Origin of the sequence: Veillonella sp. AF13-2 (assembly GCF_003603295.1) — a bacterium.
GTDB lineage: Bacteria > Bacillota > Negativicutes > Veillonellales > Veillonellaceae > Veillonella > Veillonella parvula_E.
The window spans coordinates 140,259-160,414 of sequence record NZ_QTMT01000002.1 but is presented as its reverse complement, the minus strand read 5'-3'; the positions used below and the strand labels follow the sequence as shown (position 1 = coordinate 160,414).

The following is a 20,156-nucleotide window of genomic DNA, read 5'->3' as shown; positions in this document are numbered from 1 at the left end:
GCCAAGAGGGTAATAGTATGATTACACAAGAATTGAAAGATCGATTAATTGCAGATTATCCAAAGTTTGAGGATATGACACATAAGTTCTATAAGAAAGAATTATCCATTGCAGACTATAAAGGACAATCTGGTGCTTATGGTAGTTACGCTGAGCGCGGTGCAAATACTGGCATGAGCCGTTGGCGCTTCAACGGTGGTCGCATGACGCGCGAGCACATGCAGTTTTTAGCGGACTCCATTCGTAAATATAACCTGCAACACGTACATTTCACTACCGGCCAATGCTTACAAATGCATGGCCTTGATGGTGATACTATATTGAGTCTCTATAAGGAATGTTATGACCACGGTATCTATAACCGTGGCGCTGGCGGTGACAATCCCAATGTGGTGGCTAGTATTTTACGTGGCATTGATCCTCGTGAAACTTTAGATATTACGCCATATGCAACAGCTATTAGCGTATTTCTTATGGAGCAAATGTTCTATATCAAGATCCCTCGCAAATTTAAAATGGGTATAGATAATGGCTTTGATAGTACCCCACATTCTACGTTCAAGGACCTAGGTTTTAACTTAACAAAACACAATACCTTTGATGTGTATGCTTGTGGTGGTATTGGTCCTAATCCTCGCATTGGTATTCCGGTGGCACATGATGTAGCGCCTGAGGATGTTTTGTACCATGTGAAAGCTATGCTTATGGTTTTTGCTAACCATGGTAACTTCAAAAACCGCGGTAAGGCTCGTACCCGTTATATGCCTGCTGAAATGGGTGGGGCGGAAGCTTTCATCAAGATCTATGAAGAAACTCTAGCTATGGTAAAAGAAGTAGAACACCTAACTATTAATCCAGCTGATTATGCTTATGAAATTACAAAAACTGGTAAGCGTGATGATTCTGTGGAAAATTATCGTATTCACCGTCAAAAACAAGAAGGTTTATATTACGTAGAATACCATCCAGCAGGTGGTGATGCGAACGTAGAACACTTGTTGGCTGCCCTTGACTATGCAGTGACACTTGACCAAGTAGAAGCACGTATTGCGCCAGACCAAGCATTGTTCTTCATTAATCTTACAGCTGATGAAGCACGCAAAATTGCGGAAATAACTGATGATAGTGCCGAAAATGATTTCCGCCGTTCCGTATCTTGTGTTGGTTCTACTATATGTCAGATTGGTATGCAAGACTCTAACGGTCTGTTAAAAGATATCTTCGCACACCTTGAAAAAAAGGGTGTAGACACAAGAAAACTACCTCGTTTACATATATCCGGCTGTCCACATTCTTGTGGTACACACCAAATCGGTGAAATTGGATTCCATGGTGCTGTAAAATTAGTAGATAAAAAACCTATGGTAGCATTCATCCTTGTAGATGGTGGATCAGAACACATGGGTTCTGAAAACTTCGGTAAAATGGCTGGCAATATTGTAGCTACAAAAATTCCAGAATTTTTGGAATCTTTGGCAAATATTCTAAACGAATCTCCAGAACCAGACTTTGGGACATGGAGAATGACACACAAAGCGCAATACATGGAACTTATAAAAGCATTTGAGTAAATGTGGTTTCCGCTTGTCATGGGGCCCTAGCATATAAGTAGTTTCTACGTCGATTGCTATGTGGACCCGTTTCATTGCGACAACTTAATTAAAAATAAAACTGGGTACCTCTTTGCTCCGTCCTTCGTAAAGTCGCTGCAGGGGTATCCAGTTTCATTTTTATAACACCTGATGTAAATTAGTCCCATAGCAAAGCGACTTACCCTACTAATATACAGAGCGGCCCCATGACAAGCTACATTCGATATTTACTCAATATGCTTTTATAATTAGAGGAGCGGAGAGGCGAGAGCGGTTAAGTAGTTTTGACTGAATTTGCATCAAGACAAGCCAGTAGATTAGCCTCTGGCTAGTCCTTCCCATACGGTGGGCATGGCGCCACTACTATAAAGTTTATTATAATGTGTAAAATGATAGTGTTTTCTATGATTTATTTCAAGGTGTAATTGTAATGACTCTATATAAGTATTAGCTAGATTATTTACGCTTTTGGATGGGGCATCTTTATAAATACAGTGATAAAAAAGTAAGAATACGCTTGTGCAACGACTTTGCGAAGAACGGAGCAAGCAAGCGTATTCTTACTTTTTTTACCAAGTTGTATTAATGAAACGGGGCCCCATCCAAAAGGCAAATATAGGAACAGGGATTAGCTCCATTACAATTAGAATAGTTGTTTAAAACTAGATATGACTTGATTTTGTATGTTATAATAGGCTTTATAGTAGTATTTGGAGGATATTCAGATGTTATTTACCGTCAATACAGAAGTCTGTACACGATGCGGCCTTTGCGTTGCTGACTGTCCGACCGGATTGCTGGTGATGTCCGATGCTGGACCTGTAACTGGCAGGGGAGGTTGTATCTCCTGTGGGCATTGTATTTCCGTATGCCCAACGCTTGCTCTTGATAGCGATATGACACCGCGTAAGGAGCAAATCGATATTACAAAGGAACCTAAGTTAACGCCTGAGCAAGCTGAGCTATTCATGCGTAGTCGTCGCTCTATTCGTAACTATCAAAATAGACCAGTCCCTGTAGAGCTCATTCGCAAAGTGCTAAACGTTGCAAGAATGGCGCCAACAGCGACTAACACACAAGGTATTTCGTATATAGTAATCCGAGATAAACAAACGTTGCGCCGTATTGCTGATCTTGTTCTAGAGTGGATGCATCTGGCTGCAAAAACAGTACCGATTATGCGTCTCTATGCTCGTGCTGCTCAAGCAGAGGTAGATAAAGGCAAGGAGTATATCTTGCGCGATGCGCCGGCTCTCGTAGTGGCAATTGGCTCTAAAAAAGATATTCATCGTACCCATGATAGTGGTCACTCTTGCTTGTCTTATGCTGAGCTATATGCGCCGACTTTAGGCCTTGGTACTTGTTGGGCTGGTTTCTTTGAACATGCTGGAGAAGCTGAATACCAACCATTATTAGATGAATTAGGTGTACCTGATGATAAAATTGTAGCTGGTGGCATTCTTATGGGATATCCTAAAGTACGATATCGCAATATTGTAGAGCGTCAACCATTAGATGTTACATTTGATACAGAAGAGTAAAAAAGAGATGCCCCAATGATTGTAATCATTGGGGCATTTCTTTTTAGTTATATAGTGACGATATAAACTTTATTAGTTGGCAGTTGTAATAGTGCCTTTGAATGTTTCGTCGATGTATTGTTTAATAGCATCAGATTTGTAAATATCTGCAATTTTTTTGTATGTTTCGTTGTCTTTGTCTTCACTACGAACTGCAAGTACGATAACTGTTAGTGGTTCATCTTTAGATTCGAAGAAGAAACCTTGTTTTTCTACACTAAGACCAGCACTTTGCACATAGTTCATTGGAATAACTGCAATTGTTACATCATCTAGACTACGAGGTAATTGAGCTGCTTCTAGTTCTTGAATCTTTATATTCTTCGGGTTAGATGTGATATCTGCAACTGTTGCTTTGAAGCCGACACCATCTTTTAACGTAATTAATCCAGCTTTAGCTAATAATGCTAATGCACGACCACCATTAGTAGGGTCATTTGGGATAGAAACAGTAGCGCCTTCAGGTACATCTTGTACGCTGTGTACGCTATTACTATATAAGCCCATACGCACCAAAATTGTTTTACCGATTGCTACTAAGTTGGAACCATTTTGTTTGTTAAAGTTTTCCATAAATGGTACATGTTGATAAGCATTCAGTTGAATATCGCCATCTGCAAGGGCTTTATCAGGTGTTACATAGTCTGAGAATTCAACTACTTTAAGATCGATTCCTTGTTTTTTAGCTTCTTTTGCTACAGCTTCAGCTACTTGTGCATGAGGACCAGATGTAGCACCTATTTTGATTTCTTTTTGTGTTTGTGTTGATTGATTTGATGTACTACCACAACCAGCGATAGCAAATGCAAGAGCACCGATAAGTAATGGTGCTAACAATGTTTTTAATTTCATATAATCATCCCTTTCAAGTCTTATAATGGTTATATCCTATCATGGATGAAGGGGATTTGTATATGATAAAAGCATATCAGTTAGCTATAGATTAAAACTATGGTGAAATTCTAGCTCATTTATAATACAATTCAATATAATATATTGATTAATGTGTTATATTGAATGTGTGATCGCTAGGTAGTAAATTTATATTTTAAATATTTTTGTATAATTCTAATATGGATTCATATATCTATATGTCGGATTAATGGAGGATGTATGTATAATTTTGATTTTTATAACCCTACACATATCGTATTTGGTAAAGACCGTTTAGATGAATTAGATACATTGGTACCAAAGAATGCAAAGGTGCTCATTACTTATGGTGGTGGCTCCGCTGTGCACAGTGGTCTTATTGATCGCATTGTGAAAGCTCTTGGTAACCGCAAGGTTGAGCAGTTTGGTGGTATTGAGCCAAACCCATCTCTTGAAACTTGTGAACGTGCGGTAGCTTTCATTAAAGAACATGGCGTAGATTTCGTTCTCGCTGTAGGCGGCGGTTCTGTAGTAGATGCTACAAAACTTATCGTTATGGGTGCTACCTATGATGGTCCCGTTATTGAGGTAATGAAAGTTGGTGTGCCAGAGGTTCCGGTAGACATGGTACCAAATCCATTACCATTTGGCACAGTTATGACACTACCTGCAACTGGTTCCGAAATGAACAATGGTGCAGTTATTACTTATGGTGACGGTAAATACCCTGTATTCAGTAGCTTAGTATTCCCTAAGTTCTCCATGCTTGATCCAACATTGACTTTCACCTTGCCTGAAAGACAAGTTAAGAATGGCGTTATCGATACCTTTGTGCATACCACAGAGCAGTATTTAACATACCCTGTAGAAGGTCGTATTCAAGATCGTTTCAGCGAAGGTATTTTAAAAACTATGATTGAAATCGGCAAAGAAACAGTAGAAAATCCAGAAAACTACGATATTCGTGCTAACCACGTGTGGGCCTCTACATTGGCATTAAATGGTTTAATTGGTGCCGGCGTGCCACAAGACTGGGCAACTCATCTGATTGGCCATGAGTTAACTGCGGCGTACCATCTTGACCATGGTATTACATTGGCTATCGTATTACCTGCATTGTTAGAAGTGAAAAAAGCAGACAAACTTGAAAAATTGGCACAATATGCTACACGGGTATGGCATATTACAGAAGGTACAAACGAAGAAAAAGCGGACAAGGCCATCGCTAAAACTCGTGAATTCTTCGAGTCCCTTGGCGTATCTACGCATTTGAAAGACTATGGTCTTGGTGAAGAAGCAGTTGATAAAATTGTGAAACAATTAGAGGACCATGGCATGACACAACTTGGTGAAAATGGTGATGTAACACCAGAAGTAGCTCGCGAGATTTTAATGCGTGCCTTATAATTAAGGGGATTAACAGTGTAAACTTGTATGATATGGAAAGGAGGCGCTCCCTATAAATAAAATAAAAAATAGAAGTGCATTTTCTTTTGCACTTCCTATTATGATTCCCATGGGGCTTAGTTTCCTCTTTCTTGGAGTAGGCTTTGGTTTGTATGCTACCAGTCAAGGGTTTCCTTGGTGGACCGCTCCTGTTTTAGCTAGTACCATATTTGCAGGCTCCATGGAGTTCGTAACTATTGGGCTGTTAATGGCAGGCTTTGATCCAGTGAATACTTTTATGTTGACCTTGTTTGTCAATGGGCGTCATTTCTTCTATGGTCTATCTGCACTACAGCGATATGTGCATATGGGATGGAAGTGGTTTCCTACAGTTGCGTGGATGTGTGATGAAAGTTTTGCAATTAATGTATCTACGAAGTTACCCGATGATGTAGATGAAAAATGGTTCTACTTCCATGTATCGTGGCTTAATTATATCTTCTGGGTTGTGAGTACTCTTGTAGGGGGATTGTTCGGCGATTTATTAGCATCTGTAGATTTGCGAGGTATTGGTTTTGTATTACCTGGCTTATTTATTGTTATATTCCTTGAAATGTTATTTAATGCTAAAAGTAATAATATTCGAGGCTTAGGTGCTGTTGGAGCCGTTGTAGCCCTAGCAATGCTTCTATTAACGGGAAAATCCTTATTTATGCTTGCTTCTATGGGGTGTATGCTCGTAGTATGTTATATAGCGTATAAGTGGGGAGGTGTACGCCTTGACTAGTTTAGAAATGGTCATTACTGTTGCTATTGTAGTAGCAGGTACATTGCTCACACGATTTGCGGCTTTTCTCATTTTCCCTCCCGGTAAAAAGGCGCCAGACTTTGTATTGTACTTAGGTAAGGCTCTACCTGCAGCGATTATGGGTCTGCTTGTTGTGTACACTTTTAAAGATATTGTAGTTCTAATATATCCTTACGGACTTCCTGAATTAATTGCATTCTTAGTTACAGTGGGGCTTCATATGTGGAAGCGAAATATGTTCATGTCTATTGGGGCAGGAACTGTAGCGTATATGATTCTTGTACAAGCCATATTTAATGTAACAAGATAAAATAAACCACGTATATCTATTCCTATGAAAGGTTAGATATACGTGGTTTTATGTTTTATTTTAGTTGTAAAAGTCTTTCAAGACCTGGCGCAGTATGATGGTCTTCCAAGAAGTCTTGTTGGTCTAGTAGTTCCATAACGTCCATATCGATGTTGGTGAGTTTGAAATCGAATACATCGAAGTTAGCTTCCATATGGCTCACGTTATTTGCCTTTGGCAATGGAATGATGCCTTGTTGGATGTGCCAACGCAAGATGATTTGATGTTTTGAAACACCGTATTTTTCCGCCAAGCTTTTGATGATTGGATGGTCAAAAATCGGTTGGCGGTCACGGGTAAATGGAGACCATGCCATGCCTACAACTTGATGCTTTCTCATCAATTGTAAGAGTGATTGACGTTGGTTGAACGGGTGGCATTCGATTTGGTTGACCACCGGCTTTACATTGCAGTGGTACAACAAGTCAATGAGGCGATCCTCGTAGAAGTTAGATAGGCCTAACCCACGAAGTACATTTTGATCGTATAATTCTTCCATGGCGCGCCAAGAACCGTAGTAATCACCCAGTGGTTGATGCACCAGCATGATGTCAATATAGTTGGTATTTAATTTCTTTAAGGAGCTTTCAACAGCACGCATCGTATTATCGTAGCCCGCATCAGTGTGCCAAATTTTAGTAGTGATGATTATATCTGTTCGTTTAATACCAGATGCTCTGATTCCTTTAGCCACGGCTTCTTCATTGCCATAATAGGCGGCCGTATCGAGTAAACGATAGCCTACGCTAAGTGCATTGGAAACAGCTTGTTCAGTCTCTCCTTCGGTACCTGTTTTATAGGTACCATAACCGATGGAGGGAATAAAGCTACCATTATTTAAAATCCTAAAGTCCATCCGTTCTTCCATGAGAACCTCCGTTATATTCATAAATTAAAGGAATTAGCTTTCATACAATTCTAACTGATTTTATGATATACTAAGGTATTGATAAAAATCAATATGATAGGAAGTGACAGAATGCAAATAAATCGTTTTTGCTCTGTAATTGCTATCCTTGGCGTTATGATTATGACACTCGCTATTGCGGGATGTGGTACGAAAACCGTATCCGTCGCAGAGGTAACGTACAAGGATATGCCGTTGCAGATTCATAATGATGCCAATGTAACGGCCCTTAATAAGGCGACGATAACGCCGACCTTGACGGGGCAGGTCGTGTATGCCGTGAAAGTAGGCGATCAAGTACAGCAAGGTCAAACTGTGGCAACTGTAGATACATCGGCTTTACAACAACAGCTAGCATCCTTGCAAGGACAATTAGCGCAAGCCCAATCACAATCATATGCCACAGCTGTGACGACTACGACTGCAGCATCTATAGACAGTACTCAACTGGAACAGGCTCAACGCATGCGTGAAGCGGGCATAATCACACAAAAAGAATATGATCGTATTTTGGAACGATCTCAACCACAAACTACAACAGTTACAACCGGTGGTGGCGGAGGCATCAATACGGCAGCCATTGAGGCACAAATCGCACAAGTATCGGCTCAGATGGCGGCATCTACAATCGTGGCTCCTATAGCAGGTACTGTAACATCTATCTATAACGAAGACCGTCAAATGGCGATTGCAGACCGTCCATTTATGATGATTCAGCAATCTACGCCGATGGTTGCATCCCTCAGCATTCCTCGTGATGCGGCTATGAAGTTAGGTACAGCTGAAGCCAAGAATGGTATGAAGGTACTTCTCAAGGTGGGGGACCAAGAAATACCGGGTGAATTGACTTATGTAGATATTACTCAGCCTGAAAATGTGCCAAGTGTCCTCGTAAAAGCTACTTTCAACAATGAGAAAGGCCTTATCAAGGCTGGTGAATTCTATACACTCGTTATTGAATCTAATGTGAAAGCCAAGATGCTGACCGTTCCAACTAAGGCGGTTCGGGAAAATCAAGATGGCAAATATGTATATGTATTAACCGAGAATAATACAGTTGATGTACGTGTTGTTGAGGTAGGCATTACTGAAGGTGATGACGTAGCTATTATTTCTGGACTCAACGAAGGTGACAAGGTTATCACAACGGATGGCACCTTTGAGTTAGGTGAATCTGTAAAATTGTGATTACGACCCCTATGGGTTTAATACTAGATTGTTAGGATTATGTTTAAACATAGTAGAATCGAAACTTTCACAGACCGTGAAAGTAACCTCAAAAGAGGAATCTGATAGGAGGGATTATTATTTTAGAATTTAAACGTTTTGAATTGAGAGATAAACCATTAATCGACAAATATTTTGAACAACATCATTATGAAGCATCCGATAATTGCTTTACTACATTGTTTATGTGGCAAGATCCGTACGGTATTCGCTGGGCTGAAGAAAATGGCGTATTGTACATCCAAGGTGGTGGCAAGCGTGAGCCATTCCTTTTGCCTCCATTTGCTGGTAAAGATGCAAAGTTCCTTGATGGTTTGTTGCGTGCTAAAGAATGGTTCGTAGAAAATAAATTGCCGTTCCGATTTAAAGGCGTTAGCAAAGATGTAAAAGAACGCATGGAAGACCTATGTCCTGGTCGCTATGCATTTACACCTGACCGCGATAACTACGAATACATTTACAAGTCCGAAGATCTTATCAACTTGTCTGGTAAGAAATTCCGTCAAAAGAAAAACCATTTAAACCAATTCCGCATGCAATATTCTAACTATGAATATGTGCCGATTACAGATGATATTATTCCATTATGTCGTGAAACGGCAGCATCTTGGGTAGAAACGCATCATGAAGAAGGTATCGAAGATGAATTGATAGCCATCAATTTGTTATTTGATAACTGGGATGTGTTGGGACTTAAGGGCGGTGCTATTAAACTATTCGGCCGTGTCGAAGCCTTTAGTATTGGTGAGCTACTCAATGACAGAATTGCTTTGATTCACATTGAAAAAGCAAATCCAGATATTCGTGGTTTGTATCAAGCTATTAACAATGAATTCATTCGTCATGAATTTAGCGAAGTAGAATTTATCAACCGCGAAGAAGATATGGGTTTGCCTGGCCTTCGTCAAGCAAAAGAATCTTATAACCCAGATCATTTTGCTGAAAAATATGACGCAGTATATGCTAACGAAGCTGATAATGCGACAGGCGGCAAATAAAAATCTGAGCTATGAAGCCGATGTGCTTCATAGCTCATTTTGTTATAATAGAATTATCAGCCTATCTATTTGAATGTAACTATCGTATCATCATGGCGATATGATGATATGATGTATGGCGATACATTTAGATATTATATGTTGTGATGCGACAGATAGATAGTAGCTTTTATGATATAACGAGGATATAAATATGGAATTTAGAATTGCGACGGCTCAAGATACGCCTCATGTGGAGAATCTATGGGCGTACTGCTTTGAACCAAAGGAAGATCCATTCTTCCAATATTATTTTACAAATTGCTATGAACCAGAGAATACAATGGTCGGACTAGAACAGGATCAATTGTTGAGCACCGTTCATTTGCGTCAATATAATCTTAACGTTCGCGGTGCTGTATTACCTACGAGTTATATGGTAGGCGTTGCAACGCATCCTGCGGCTCGCCGTGGTGGAGTAGGCGGTGCATTATTGACCTCTGCACTAGATGAGCTTCGTAAACGCGGCCAAGCTATGACGATTTTGATGCCATCCAAGGCGGCATTCTATCAACAATATGGTTGGGAACTTTATGCTCATCAATGGGTGAACACCATGTCGCTAGAAGACTTGCGCCCTATGACAGATAAAACGTTGAGCTTTGGCTTGCTAAATAGCGTAGATCAATGGACTTTGTTAGATCCAGTATATAAAACATATACGGCTCGTCTTTCCGGCTACGCAGAGCGCGGTGAAAAGGAATGGAAACGATTATTAGGCAGCTTCTTTGCAGAAGGCGTAAACATTGCTGTAGTGCGCAACGATGATAACGTCATTGAAGGCTATGCAGTGTATCGTTTAGGTCAGCCTGAAATTCCTGTTTCTGAATTGGTTTACACGACACGCCGTGCACAACGTGCATTATTGAACTACTTCTATAATCACCGTTCTCAAGGCACTTCTATTCGTTGGAATGAAGGTCTTCATGATACATACTATCGCTTCTATCCTGATGGTAGAACTGGTCACGCTACGATGCCGTATATGATGAGTCGTATTGTAGATGTAAAAACTGCTTTTGAAGCGATTCCTGTAAATCCAGAGGCATTGATGATGCCTATCACAATGACCTTTGCAGTAAAAGATAAACTTTGCAGCTGGAACGAAGGTTGCTATGAAGTGCAATATGGCGGTGCATTAACGCCATCCGTTAAAAAGATTTCTGATACATTAGAGGGCGAAGCAGATATTACCGTTGAAGTCGGTGCATTGAGCCAGTTATTAATGGGCACTCTTACGGCTCGAGACCTTGTTTTTGAAGGGAAACTTTCAGTAAGAGAAGAATGGTTAGACTATTTCGATATTCTCTATCCTGAACAAAAAACATATATTAACGAATGGTGGTAATATGAGCTGGAAAACGTATACGGTGAAAGAACCGACAGAGTTGACGGTCTCTAAATATGTAAAAGAACGATTTTCCTTATCCTCTCGGGATATTCAAATGATGTTTCGCAAGAAACGGGTAAAAGTTAATAGCCGTGTGGCTCATTCAAAACGGATACTCAAAAAAGGGGATGTGTTAACCTTAGAATTACCACAAGATAAGGATTATGGGGTTGATGTAGAAAAGGGACCGATTACAGTTCTCTATGAAGATGCGCATACGTTAGTTGTAAATAAGGATCCCTTTATGCTCGTTCATCCTGCAGGGCAAACGAAGTCTTGTACATTAAGTAACTATGTGGCAGGATATTATGCAAAGAAAAACGTAGTTCATAAGGTTCGACCTGTGCACCGCCTCGACCGAGATACATCGGGGTGCATTCTCTTTGGTAAAACAAAAGAAGCACAACAATACTATACGGATGAGCTACAAGCAGGTCGTATCGACCGCATTTATATAGGCCTTGTAGAAGGGCGTATTGATGAGGATGGTATGGTAGATGTGCCTATCGGGGTAGATCCAGTATTTGATAATCGCCGCGTTGTCGATGAATTTGGTCAGCCGGCTCAAATGGAATATACCGTTCTCGGTTATGAAGGTGACAATACTCTGTTACGTTTTAAGTTATTGACTGGTAGAACTCATCAAATTCGCGTACACATGGAATACATTGGACATCCTATTGTTGGTGATGCCATGTATGGTACGCGCAATAAGCCTTATACACGCCAATGCTTACATGCATCGGAGCTAACCTTCGTGCCGTATGGTAAGGACGAAGCTATTACGGTTACCTGTGAAGTAGGGGATAATTTTGGTCGAGAATAATAATCGTTGATTTTTCTACTCTAAATAATAAACCGATCGTATTTATTGAATGAGAAGCTTATTATCCCTGTATCCTTGTATACAAAAAACAATAGTGATAAAAACTCATAGTCTATGCATGAAAAGCATAGACTATGTTTTTTTTATATTTTCAATTCACAGTGGACAGGAGTATACTGTGTATAGACATGAAATTCTATAGAATGTTAAATTGATAATTTTATAGAGAAATAGTTTGTTAGTTATACTTTTACCAAGACCGAACGGAACGATGCCGCAGTGCTTGGAATGATCAAGTGATATGAAGGAGTGCACGTTATGGATATGAAGCAAAGCACAATAGAGCAACAACGTCTAGATCAAGCTAGACTCGAAGCCAATGGCATGTATAGCAGCCAATTTGAAAAGGATGCGTGTGGCATGGGCTTCGTTGTTAATATTAAGGGAAAAAAATCTCATGATATTATCGACGATGGTTTGCGCATTTTGGAGCGCCTTGAACACCGTGGTGGTGCCGGTGCCGATAAAGACACAGGTGATGGTGCCGGTATTTTGGTACAAATTCCGCACGAGTTTTTCAAGCGTGAGTGCGAAGTGCTTGGTATTAATCTGCCTGCAGCTGGCGAATATGGCGTAGGCATGGTATTTGCTCATAAATATGAAAGTCTCCGTAACGAGCAAAAACGAATTCTCGAAGAGGTCGTGCGCGAAGAGGGGCAAGTTGTCCTCGGTTGGCGTGAAGTACCAGTAGATGGTACAAAGGTCGGTAAAGAGGCAGCGGCTATTCGCCCTTGGATGATTCAAATCCTCATTGGCAAAGGCCCCGATGTAACGAACAATAAGGAATTTGAACGCAAATTATATATCATCCGTAAATTGGCGGAAAAACGCATCATTCCATTAAGCAAGGAATTATCTAGTGATTTTTATATTGCATCTTTGTCTTCTAAAACAATCGTATATAAAGGTATGCTAACACCTGGTCAATTGCGCGACTTTTACCTTGATTTGAGCGACCTTGACTTTACATCTGCGTTGGCAATGGTTCACTCTCGTTTCAGTACGAACACATTTCCAAGTTGGGCTCGGGCACATCCTAACCGCTTCTTAGTTCATAATGGTGAAATCAACACCATCCGCGGTAATGTAAACTGGATTAATGCTCGTGAAGGTAAAGCGGAATCTCCATTGTTCCCAGATATCAAAAAGGTATTCCCCGTAGTAGATGATAGCGGTTCTGACTCCGCTATGTTTGATAATACATTGGAATTCTTGCACATGACAGGTCGTTCCTTGCCTCATGCGATCATGATGATGATTCCTGAGCCTTGGGAACGCAATAATCTCATGAGCCAAGAAAAACATGATTTCTATGAGTTCAATAGCTTTATGATGGAACCCTGGGATGGTCCTGCGGCTATGGGGTTTACCGATGGTACCGTTATCGGCGGTGTGCTTGACCGTAATGGATTGCGTCCCGCTCGTTACTATGTGACAACAGATGACCGCGTTATCATGGCTTCTGAAGTTGGTGTTGTAAACGAAAATGCTGAAAACATCCGTGCTAAAGGTCGTTTGGAACCAGGTAAAATGCTTCTCATCGATACAGATGAACAACGCATCATTTCCGATGAAGAGATTAAACATCGCGTTGCTACTGAATTACCGTACGATGAATGGGTAAAAGAACACGTTATTCACTTATCTGAAATTACTCAGGCCGATGAAAGCACCATTCCAAAGGTAGAGGATTTGTTCAAGGAGCAACAAGCCTTTGGTTATACTCAAGAAGACCTTGTTCGCATGATTGTTCCGATGGCAAAAGATGGTAAAGACCCTGTAGGTGCCATGGGTGCCGATGCGCCTTTAGCTATCTTGTCTGATAAACCACAATTGCTATATAGCTACTTCAAGCAAATGTTTGCACAAGTAACAAATCCTCCTATCGACTCTATCCGTGAGGAAATGGTTACATCTACGCGCGTTATGCTTGGTAACTCTGGTAATCTAACAGATCCTAATAAAGCTGGTACCTATGCATTATCCATGCGCACACCAATCCTTACGAACCAAGAGTTGGCGTCCATCAAGGCTCTTGATTGTCGTCGCATGAAATCCGTAACCTTGCCAATTCTCTTCGATCCTACTAAGGGTGCTGAAGGCTTGCGTGATGCGCTAAATGATTTATGCGAAAAGGCAGAAGAAGCAGCTCGTACAGATCAAAATGTGTTGATTTTATCCGACCGCGGTGTCGATGAAAATCATGCACCAATTCCAGCATTATTAGCTGTAGCAGCTGTTCATAATCATTTGATCGACAAAGTGTTGCGTACAGAAATCGGCCTCATTCTTGAATCTGGTGAACCACGTGAGGTTCATCACTTCTGTACATTAATTGGCTATGGCGTAACGGCTATCAACCCATATTTAGCACTTGAAACAGTTCGAGATTTGCAAGCTCGTAAACGTCTTGGTGATATTACACCAGAAGAAGCAGAAAAGAACTACATTAAAGCCGCTGTGGGTGGCATCATGAAAGTTATGTCCAAAATGGGTATTTCCACAGTTCGCTCCTACCACGGTGCACAAATCTTTGAAGCTTTGGGCTTGAATACTAACTTCATTAATAAGTTCTTTGTAAATACTCCAACTCGCATCGGTGGTATCGGCCTTGGTGGCGTAGCACACGAAGCCTTGGCACGTTATGAACGGGCTTTCAAATCCGACGAAACAGTGCTTGAACCAGGCGGTTGGTATGGTCCTGTAAAAGATGGAGAAGAGCATCTATTCAACCCTAAGACTATCGATCTATTACAAGAATCCCTTATCGAAAAGGATTATGCAAAATATAAAGAATACTCCAAAGCGATTCGCAATGATTACCATGTTACATTGCGTTCCTTGATGGAATTGAATTATCCTGTAGGCGGGGGTATTCCTATCGAAGAGGTTGAGCCGGAAGAGTCTATTGTAAAACGTTTTAAAGCTGGTGCTATGAGTTACGGTGCTATCAGTAAAGAAGCGCATGAAGCGATTGCTATCGCTATGAATCGTCTAGGCTCTACATCTAACTCTGGGGAAGGTGGCGAAGACGTAGCTCGTTTCAAACCATTGCCAAACGGCGACAGCATGAACTCCGAAGTAAAACAGATTGCATCTGGTCGTTTCGGTGTCACTGCGAACTACCTCATCCACGCAAAAGAATTGCAAATTAAATGTGCTCAAGGCGCTAAACCAGGTGAAGGTGGACAATTACCAGGCAAAAAGGTATATCCTGAAATTGCAAAAGCTCGACACTCTACTCCAGGCGTTGAGCTCGTATCTCCACCACCGCATCACGATATTTACTCCATCGAAGACTTGGCTGAGTTGATTTACGATTTGAAATGCGTCAACAAAGATGCGCGTATTTCCGTTAAATTGACATCTGAAGCAGGTGTTGGCACGATTGCTGCGGGTGTTGCAAAAGCGAAAGCGGATAATATCTTGATTTCCGGATATGATGGTGGTACAGGTGCGGCAGGGCGCACGTCTGTTAAACACGCTGGTGTGCCTTGGGAATTAGGTTTGTCTGAAACGCATCAAACCTTGATGCTCAATAGATTGCGTGACCGTGTTCAATTAGAAGTAGACTCCAAGTTGATGACTGGTTTCGATGTGGCTGTAGCAGCTATGCTCGGTGCTGAGTTATTCGGCTTTGGCACATTACCACTCGTTGCGGTGGGCTGTAAAATGGCTCGTGTATGTAATCTTAATACATGCCCTTACGGTGTAGCTACACAAGATGAAAAATTGCGTGCTCGTTTCACAGGTAAGCCTGAATATGTTGAAAACTTGATGATTTTCATCGCACGTGAATTACGTGAAATCATGGCTCGTTTAGGTATTCGCTCCGTAGCTGAACTCGTTGGTCGTATCGATCTTGTGCGTCAAAAATCTCAAGATGATAATTTCAAATTGTCTCGCGTTGACCTTAAACGTATATTGTTCCGTCCGTACATCGATGCTTCTGTAGGCCATATGCATATGGTTGACCAAGATCACGAGTTGGAACGCACCTTGGATATGTCCAAACTTTTGCGTATGTGCCGTCCTGCTATTGAGGACCAAAAACCGATTCGCGCTAAATTGGCTATCACCAATATCAACCGCGTTGTAGGTACCTTAGTTGGTTCTGAGGTGACTCGTCGTTATGGTGAAAGCGGCTTGCCAGACAATACAATCAAGTTGAATTTCGAAGGCTCTGCGGGTCAATCCTTCGGTGCTTTCATCCCTAAAGGCATGACACTAGAACTAGAAGGAGATGCGAATGACTACCTCGGTAAAGGCTTGTCCGGCGGTACCATCACTGTATATCCACCGAAGAAATCCATCTTTGAAGCTGATGAAAATATCCTTATCGGTAACGTTGCCTTCTATGGTGCAACCTCTGGTACATCCTACATCAACGGTGTGGCCGGTGAACGTTTCGCCGTACGTAACAGCGGTATTACTGCCGTTGTGGAAGGCGTTGGCGACCATGGCTGTGAATACATGACTGGTGGTGAAGTGCTCGTACTCGGTAAAATCGGCCGTAACTTTGGAGCAGGTATGTCCGGTGGCTATGCGTACATCCTCGATTGCGATGAACGCTATGTCAATACAGGTCTCGTAGAATTACGTACAGCCAATAATGATGACCTTAAACGCATTAAAGAACTGATAGAACAACATGTATTGCATACTAACTCCGCTAAAGGCCGTCATATTTTAGAAAACTGGAATAACTTTGTAAACAGATTTACAAAAGTTGTGCCTGTAGCCTATGAAGAAATGCAAGCTGCTATTGAACGCTTCAAAGAACAAGGCTTATCCTTAGAAGAAGCACAATTGGCTGCATTTAAAGAGAAATATGCAAAATAATTTTTAATTTGATTGAATATCGTTTGGATAGGATATATGAAGAGCCTCTATAGCTTTGACTATAGAGGCTTTTTCATGTATAATATTTGTATTGCAATATTGGATCATGGCAGTTCTCGGGCCTGTGCAATGGGGGCCTGTGAATCGTGTCAGGACTGAGAGGTAGCAGCACTAAGCGGTAACCTTCATGTGCCACGGGGAACCCGGGGGCTGTCGTGATCGAATATTGCAAGGCGGCCTGTGGGGCCGCTTTTTTTATGTCTAATTTAGGAATGTATGATACTTTATTCTGGACTATACGATGTTTTATCGTAAACCATATGATGGAATTCTGACTAGTAAATATCTACAAAGTTTATAAATAAATATATTACTTTGGGAATGTGGAGAGAACTATATTAAAGAAGTCAGATTTTCTTGAATATGGTATAATAAAGTATTGTAAGTTTCGGAAAAAGGGGGTGTTCCAATGGCATATATTGCGCTATATCGTAAGTATCGTCCGCAGACATTTACCGATGTAGTTGGTCAGCATCAGGTGTCTGATACATTGATGCGCACTATCCGTGAGGATAAGGTAGCTCATGCCTATTTATTTGCCGGTCCGCGGGGGACTGGTAAGACGAGCATGGCGAAGATTTTTGCGCGCGCTATCAACTGCGAGCATGGTCCAACGGATCACCCTTGTAACGAGTGTAGTGCTTGTAAATCGATTTTGAGTGGACAGTCCATGGATGTTCTTGAAATCGACGCCGCATCAAATCGTGGTATCGATGAGGTTCGTGCTCTCCGTGAAAGCGTCAAATTTATGCCTGTTGAAGGGCGTAAAAAGGTTTTTATCATAGACGAAGCCCACATGCTTACTACAGAGGCGTGGAATGCGCTTTTAAAAACCATAGAAGAACCTCCTGCTCATGTGATGTTTATCTTTGCCACTACAGAAATTGAAAAATTGCCTGTTACTATCGTGTCTCGTTGTCAGCGCTATACTTTTAGACGTATTACTTCTGATGACATCGCACAACGCTTATCTTACGTAGCAGAAAAAGAGGGTTTTGGTCTTGATTCTGCGGCGGCTCAGCTCATCGCTGTTCATGCGGACGGTGGTTTGCGTGATGCCTTGAGTATTCTAGACCAATGTGCAGGTATGGCAACGGGCTCTATTACACCGCAAGTGGTGGAAGAGTTAATCGGTCTCGTAAGTAAGAAATGGATTATTCATTTCCTAAATGCTTTGCGCAACGGCGATGGCCCTAAAGTATTATCCTACGTTCACGATGCATTGGCGGAAGGTCGTGATGCGACGCAGATTATGGAAGCTCTTATTCAACATGTGCGTGCCTTGCTCGTTGGTAAGGTGGCTCCTGATGCGGATGAGCTCAAGGTATATGACGCCTTTAAGGATGAGTTCCTAGCTCAGGCCAATAGCGTTGATTTCAATGAACTTAATCAATATGTGCGCAGTGTGCAATCTATCATGAATGATGCGAAACAAGTGGATAATCCACGAACCATCATTGAAATGGGTCTACTCGTGCTTTGCGCTAAATTAGGCTCTGTTGATGAAAGCTTAGAAGACCGTGTATATGCTCTAGAAAGTGCTGAGCGATCTGAACGAAATGATTTATTGAACCGCATGGCTCAATTGGAACAACGAGGCCCAGCGGCTCCTACACCAGCTTATGGTGCTAATGCATTTGGTCCACCTAGCGGCTATGCGAACAGCTTTGTTCCTGTAGATAATGCTGCTGTACAGAATTCTTCCATGAGTAGTATTCAAAATACTGCTGTTGGCACTGTGCCACCTCCAAGCAGCGTAGGTATGACACCACCGCCTGCGAATGTGGGTATGACTCCACCGACTGCGAGTGTAGGTATGACGCCTCCACCGATGGGAGCACCAGGTAGTACACCTCCTCCGATGAATGGAGTGGGTTTGGCTCCGCCACCAATGGGCGGCGTTGGCATGGTGCCACCGCCAAACAGTGGGGATACGGCTTCCCGAAAACCTACAAAAAACCAAGCTAAAGGTCGCGGTAAAAAAGGCATTAGTACACAGGCCATCATTAGTGACCAAATCTTGTCTGCTCAAGAGTATCGCAATGTACAATCCAATGTGATTAAATACTTGAAGGATAGTAATCGCAATATGACTTCTACCGTTATCGGTCAAGGTCAGCTGGTGTACGTAGACCAAAGCAAGGCGGTCATGGCCTTTAAAAATACATTGCATCTCAATGTGATGACCAATGAAGTGAATTTGGCGGAAGCGGTTGATGCTTTCACCTATACACTGGGCTATGCAGTACACGTAGAAATCGTGGATGCCCTCACGCAAGTTTATAAAGACTATAAAAAGGCTGCTGGTAGCACCACACAACGCCAAGTAAAAGCACCCCAACGACCACAAGAACCGATGGTTGACGTAAAGACGACCTCCGGTGCGGAACCGACACAAATGGATTTAACCAATGATTCGCAAGAGAGTAAACCTGATTCTGCAGCTGTGGACGCGGCTAAGGCTGCGGCGATGGCATTCTTAGCTAAGAAAACCGGCGGTGCCGTTGCAAATACGGTAGTTAGTGATAGTGCGAATACAACTACAATAGCTGCATCAGAAACTGCATTAGGAGCTGGCGTAGAAACAGAGCCAGCATCCGGTGGTGATGTGCCAATTACATCCTTTGATGGTAGTCCTGCGACACAGGTGCCAGATGGTGAAATTCCTATTGAGTCTCTAGCAGGTTCTATAGAAGGGGATGATATTCCAGTTCATTCCTTTGATGATGTGCCTGTAGATGATATGGAGGGTTCTTATGTATCATCCTTAGATGATATGCCGCCACATCCATTAGATAGTGTGACTGTTATCAGCGAGGATGGCGAAGTGTTAGAGCGCCCTATGGATAGCGGTGCACATATCGAGGTGGAAGCTGTCCCAAAGTCTGATGGGGGTGAACCTCATGAGAAAACCCCGCATCAAAGTGATGACAAAGCTATGCTTTCATCAGCACCTATTGAAGTAGAGGCTATCGATAGTGTTACGGTGGCTCGAGAATACGCTTGGGATCCAGAGCATATGACAGAAGAGGAACGAAACAATCCTCTCTTGGCGGAAACGCTAGAAAAATTATCTGAAGACCATGACATCATAGTCGAGGTTATCGAAGAATAGATAAAAAATTAATTGTTAGATAATAACCTTTGGCCTTGGGGCTATTAGGTGACACATATGTTATAAATCTATGTCATATATTGTTAATGATGTGGACTTAGAAT

Annotated in this window: 13 protein-coding genes and 1 other RNA gene; 12 read left to right on the top strand and 2 right to left on the bottom strand. The window is 41.8% G+C overall.

Features of this window, described 5'->3' with window-relative positions:
* Window positions 1–17 precede the first annotated feature (17 nt).
* Together DWV85_RS04640 and DWV85_RS04635 are read left to right on the top strand one after the other, a co-directional pair.
* On the top strand, window positions 18–1,571 hold the full coding sequence (locus DWV85_RS04640) for a nitrite/sulfite reductase (protein ID WP_123138143.1): 1,554 nt from the start codon (window positions 18–20) through the stop codon (window positions 1,569–1,571).
* A 746-nt stretch (window positions 1,572–2,317) separates the two neighbouring features.
* On the top strand, window positions 2,318–3,133 hold the full coding sequence (locus DWV85_RS04635; protein ID WP_004694890.1) for a nitroreductase family protein: 816 nt from the start codon (window positions 2,318–2,320) through the stop codon (window positions 3,131–3,133).
* A gap of 72 nt (window positions 3,134–3,205) precedes the next feature.
* Here the strand turns inward: DWV85_RS04635 and DWV85_RS04630 are convergent, their stop codons facing one another.
* Entirely contained in the window at window positions 3,206–4,024 is an 819-nt protein-coding gene (locus tag DWV85_RS04630; RefSeq protein WP_004694891.1) for a MetQ/NlpA family ABC transporter substrate-binding protein, read from the bottom strand.
* Between the two features lie 261 nt (window positions 4,025–4,285).
* Between DWV85_RS04630 and DWV85_RS04625 the strand changes: the two genes are divergently transcribed.
* The 3 genes from DWV85_RS04625 to DWV85_RS04615 all read left to right on the top strand — a co-directional run bounded on the left by DWV85_RS04625 (window position 4,286) and on the right by DWV85_RS04615 (window position 6,549).
* Window positions 4,286–5,452, top strand: coding sequence for an iron-containing alcohol dehydrogenase (locus DWV85_RS04625; RefSeq protein ID WP_123138142.1), 1,167 nt, complete (start codon window positions 4,286–4,288; stop codon window positions 5,450–5,452).
* 100 nt (window positions 5,453–5,552) lie between these two features.
* Window positions 5,553–6,218 carry an AzlC family ABC transporter permease gene (locus DWV85_RS04620; protein ID WP_008714808.1) on the top strand — a complete coding sequence of 222 codons (666 nt, stop codon included), beginning with the start codon at window positions 5,553–5,555 and terminating at the stop codon, window positions 6,216–6,218.
* The gene (locus tag DWV85_RS04615; RefSeq protein ID WP_038125671.1) at window positions 6,211–6,549 is read left to right on the top strand and encodes a branched-chain amino acid transporter permease; all 339 of its coding nucleotides are present in this window, start codon (window positions 6,211–6,213) and stop codon (window positions 6,547–6,549) included. Before DWV85_RS04620 ends, DWV85_RS04615 begins: the two co-directional genes overlap by 8 nt.
* A gap of 55 nt (window positions 6,550–6,604) precedes the next feature.
* On the opposite strand, the gene DWV85_RS04610 is transcribed toward DWV85_RS04615, so the two are convergent.
* On the bottom strand, window positions 6,605–7,456 hold the full coding sequence (locus DWV85_RS04610; protein WP_123138141.1) for an aldo/keto reductase: 852 nt from the start codon (window positions 7,454–7,456) through the stop codon (window positions 6,605–6,607).
* Window positions 7,457–7,567: 111 nt separating this feature from the next.
* Between DWV85_RS04610 and DWV85_RS04605 the strand changes: the two genes are divergently transcribed.
* The 7 genes from DWV85_RS04605 (at window position 7,568) to dnaX (ending at window position 20,052) form a co-directional block, all read left to right on the top strand.
* Entirely contained in the window at window positions 7,568–8,683 is a 1,116-nt protein-coding gene (locus DWV85_RS04605; protein WP_123138140.1) for an efflux RND transporter periplasmic adaptor subunit, read from the top strand.
* Window positions 8,684–8,784: 101 nt separating this feature from the next.
* On the top strand, window positions 8,785–9,720 hold the full coding sequence (locus DWV85_RS04600; RefSeq protein ID WP_331711869.1) for a phosphatidylglycerol lysyltransferase domain-containing protein: 936 nt from the start codon (window positions 8,785–8,787) through the stop codon (window positions 9,718–9,720).
* A 193-nt stretch (window positions 9,721–9,913) separates the two neighbouring features.
* The gene (locus DWV85_RS04595) at window positions 9,914–11,107 is read left to right on the top strand and encodes a GNAT family N-acetyltransferase (RefSeq protein WP_123138139.1); all 1,194 of its coding nucleotides are present in this window, start codon (window positions 9,914–9,916) and stop codon (window positions 11,105–11,107) included.
* Window position 11,108: 1 nt separating this feature from the next.
* Window positions 11,109–11,975: an RluA family pseudouridine synthase gene (locus DWV85_RS04590; protein ID WP_123138138.1), complete on the top strand. Its 867-nt coding sequence runs from the start codon at window positions 11,109–11,111 to the stop codon at window positions 11,973–11,975.
* 318 nt (window positions 11,976–12,293) lie between these two features.
* Window positions 12,294–16,877, top strand: a complete 4,584-nt coding sequence (gene gltB / locus DWV85_RS04585; protein WP_123138137.1) for a glutamate synthase large subunit — start codon at window positions 12,294–12,296, stop codon at window positions 16,875–16,877.
* A gap of 27 nt (window positions 16,878–16,904) precedes the next feature.
* Window positions 16,905–17,119: signal recognition particle sRNA large type (ffs, locus tag DWV85_RS04580), an RNA gene on the top strand.
* A gap of 227 nt (window positions 17,120–17,346) precedes the next feature.
* On the top strand, window positions 17,347–20,052 hold the full coding sequence (gene dnaX / locus DWV85_RS04575) for a DNA polymerase III subunit gamma/tau (protein WP_123138136.1): 2,706 nt from the start codon (window positions 17,347–17,349) through the stop codon (window positions 20,050–20,052).
* Window positions 20,053–20,156: the final 104 nt, after the last annotated feature.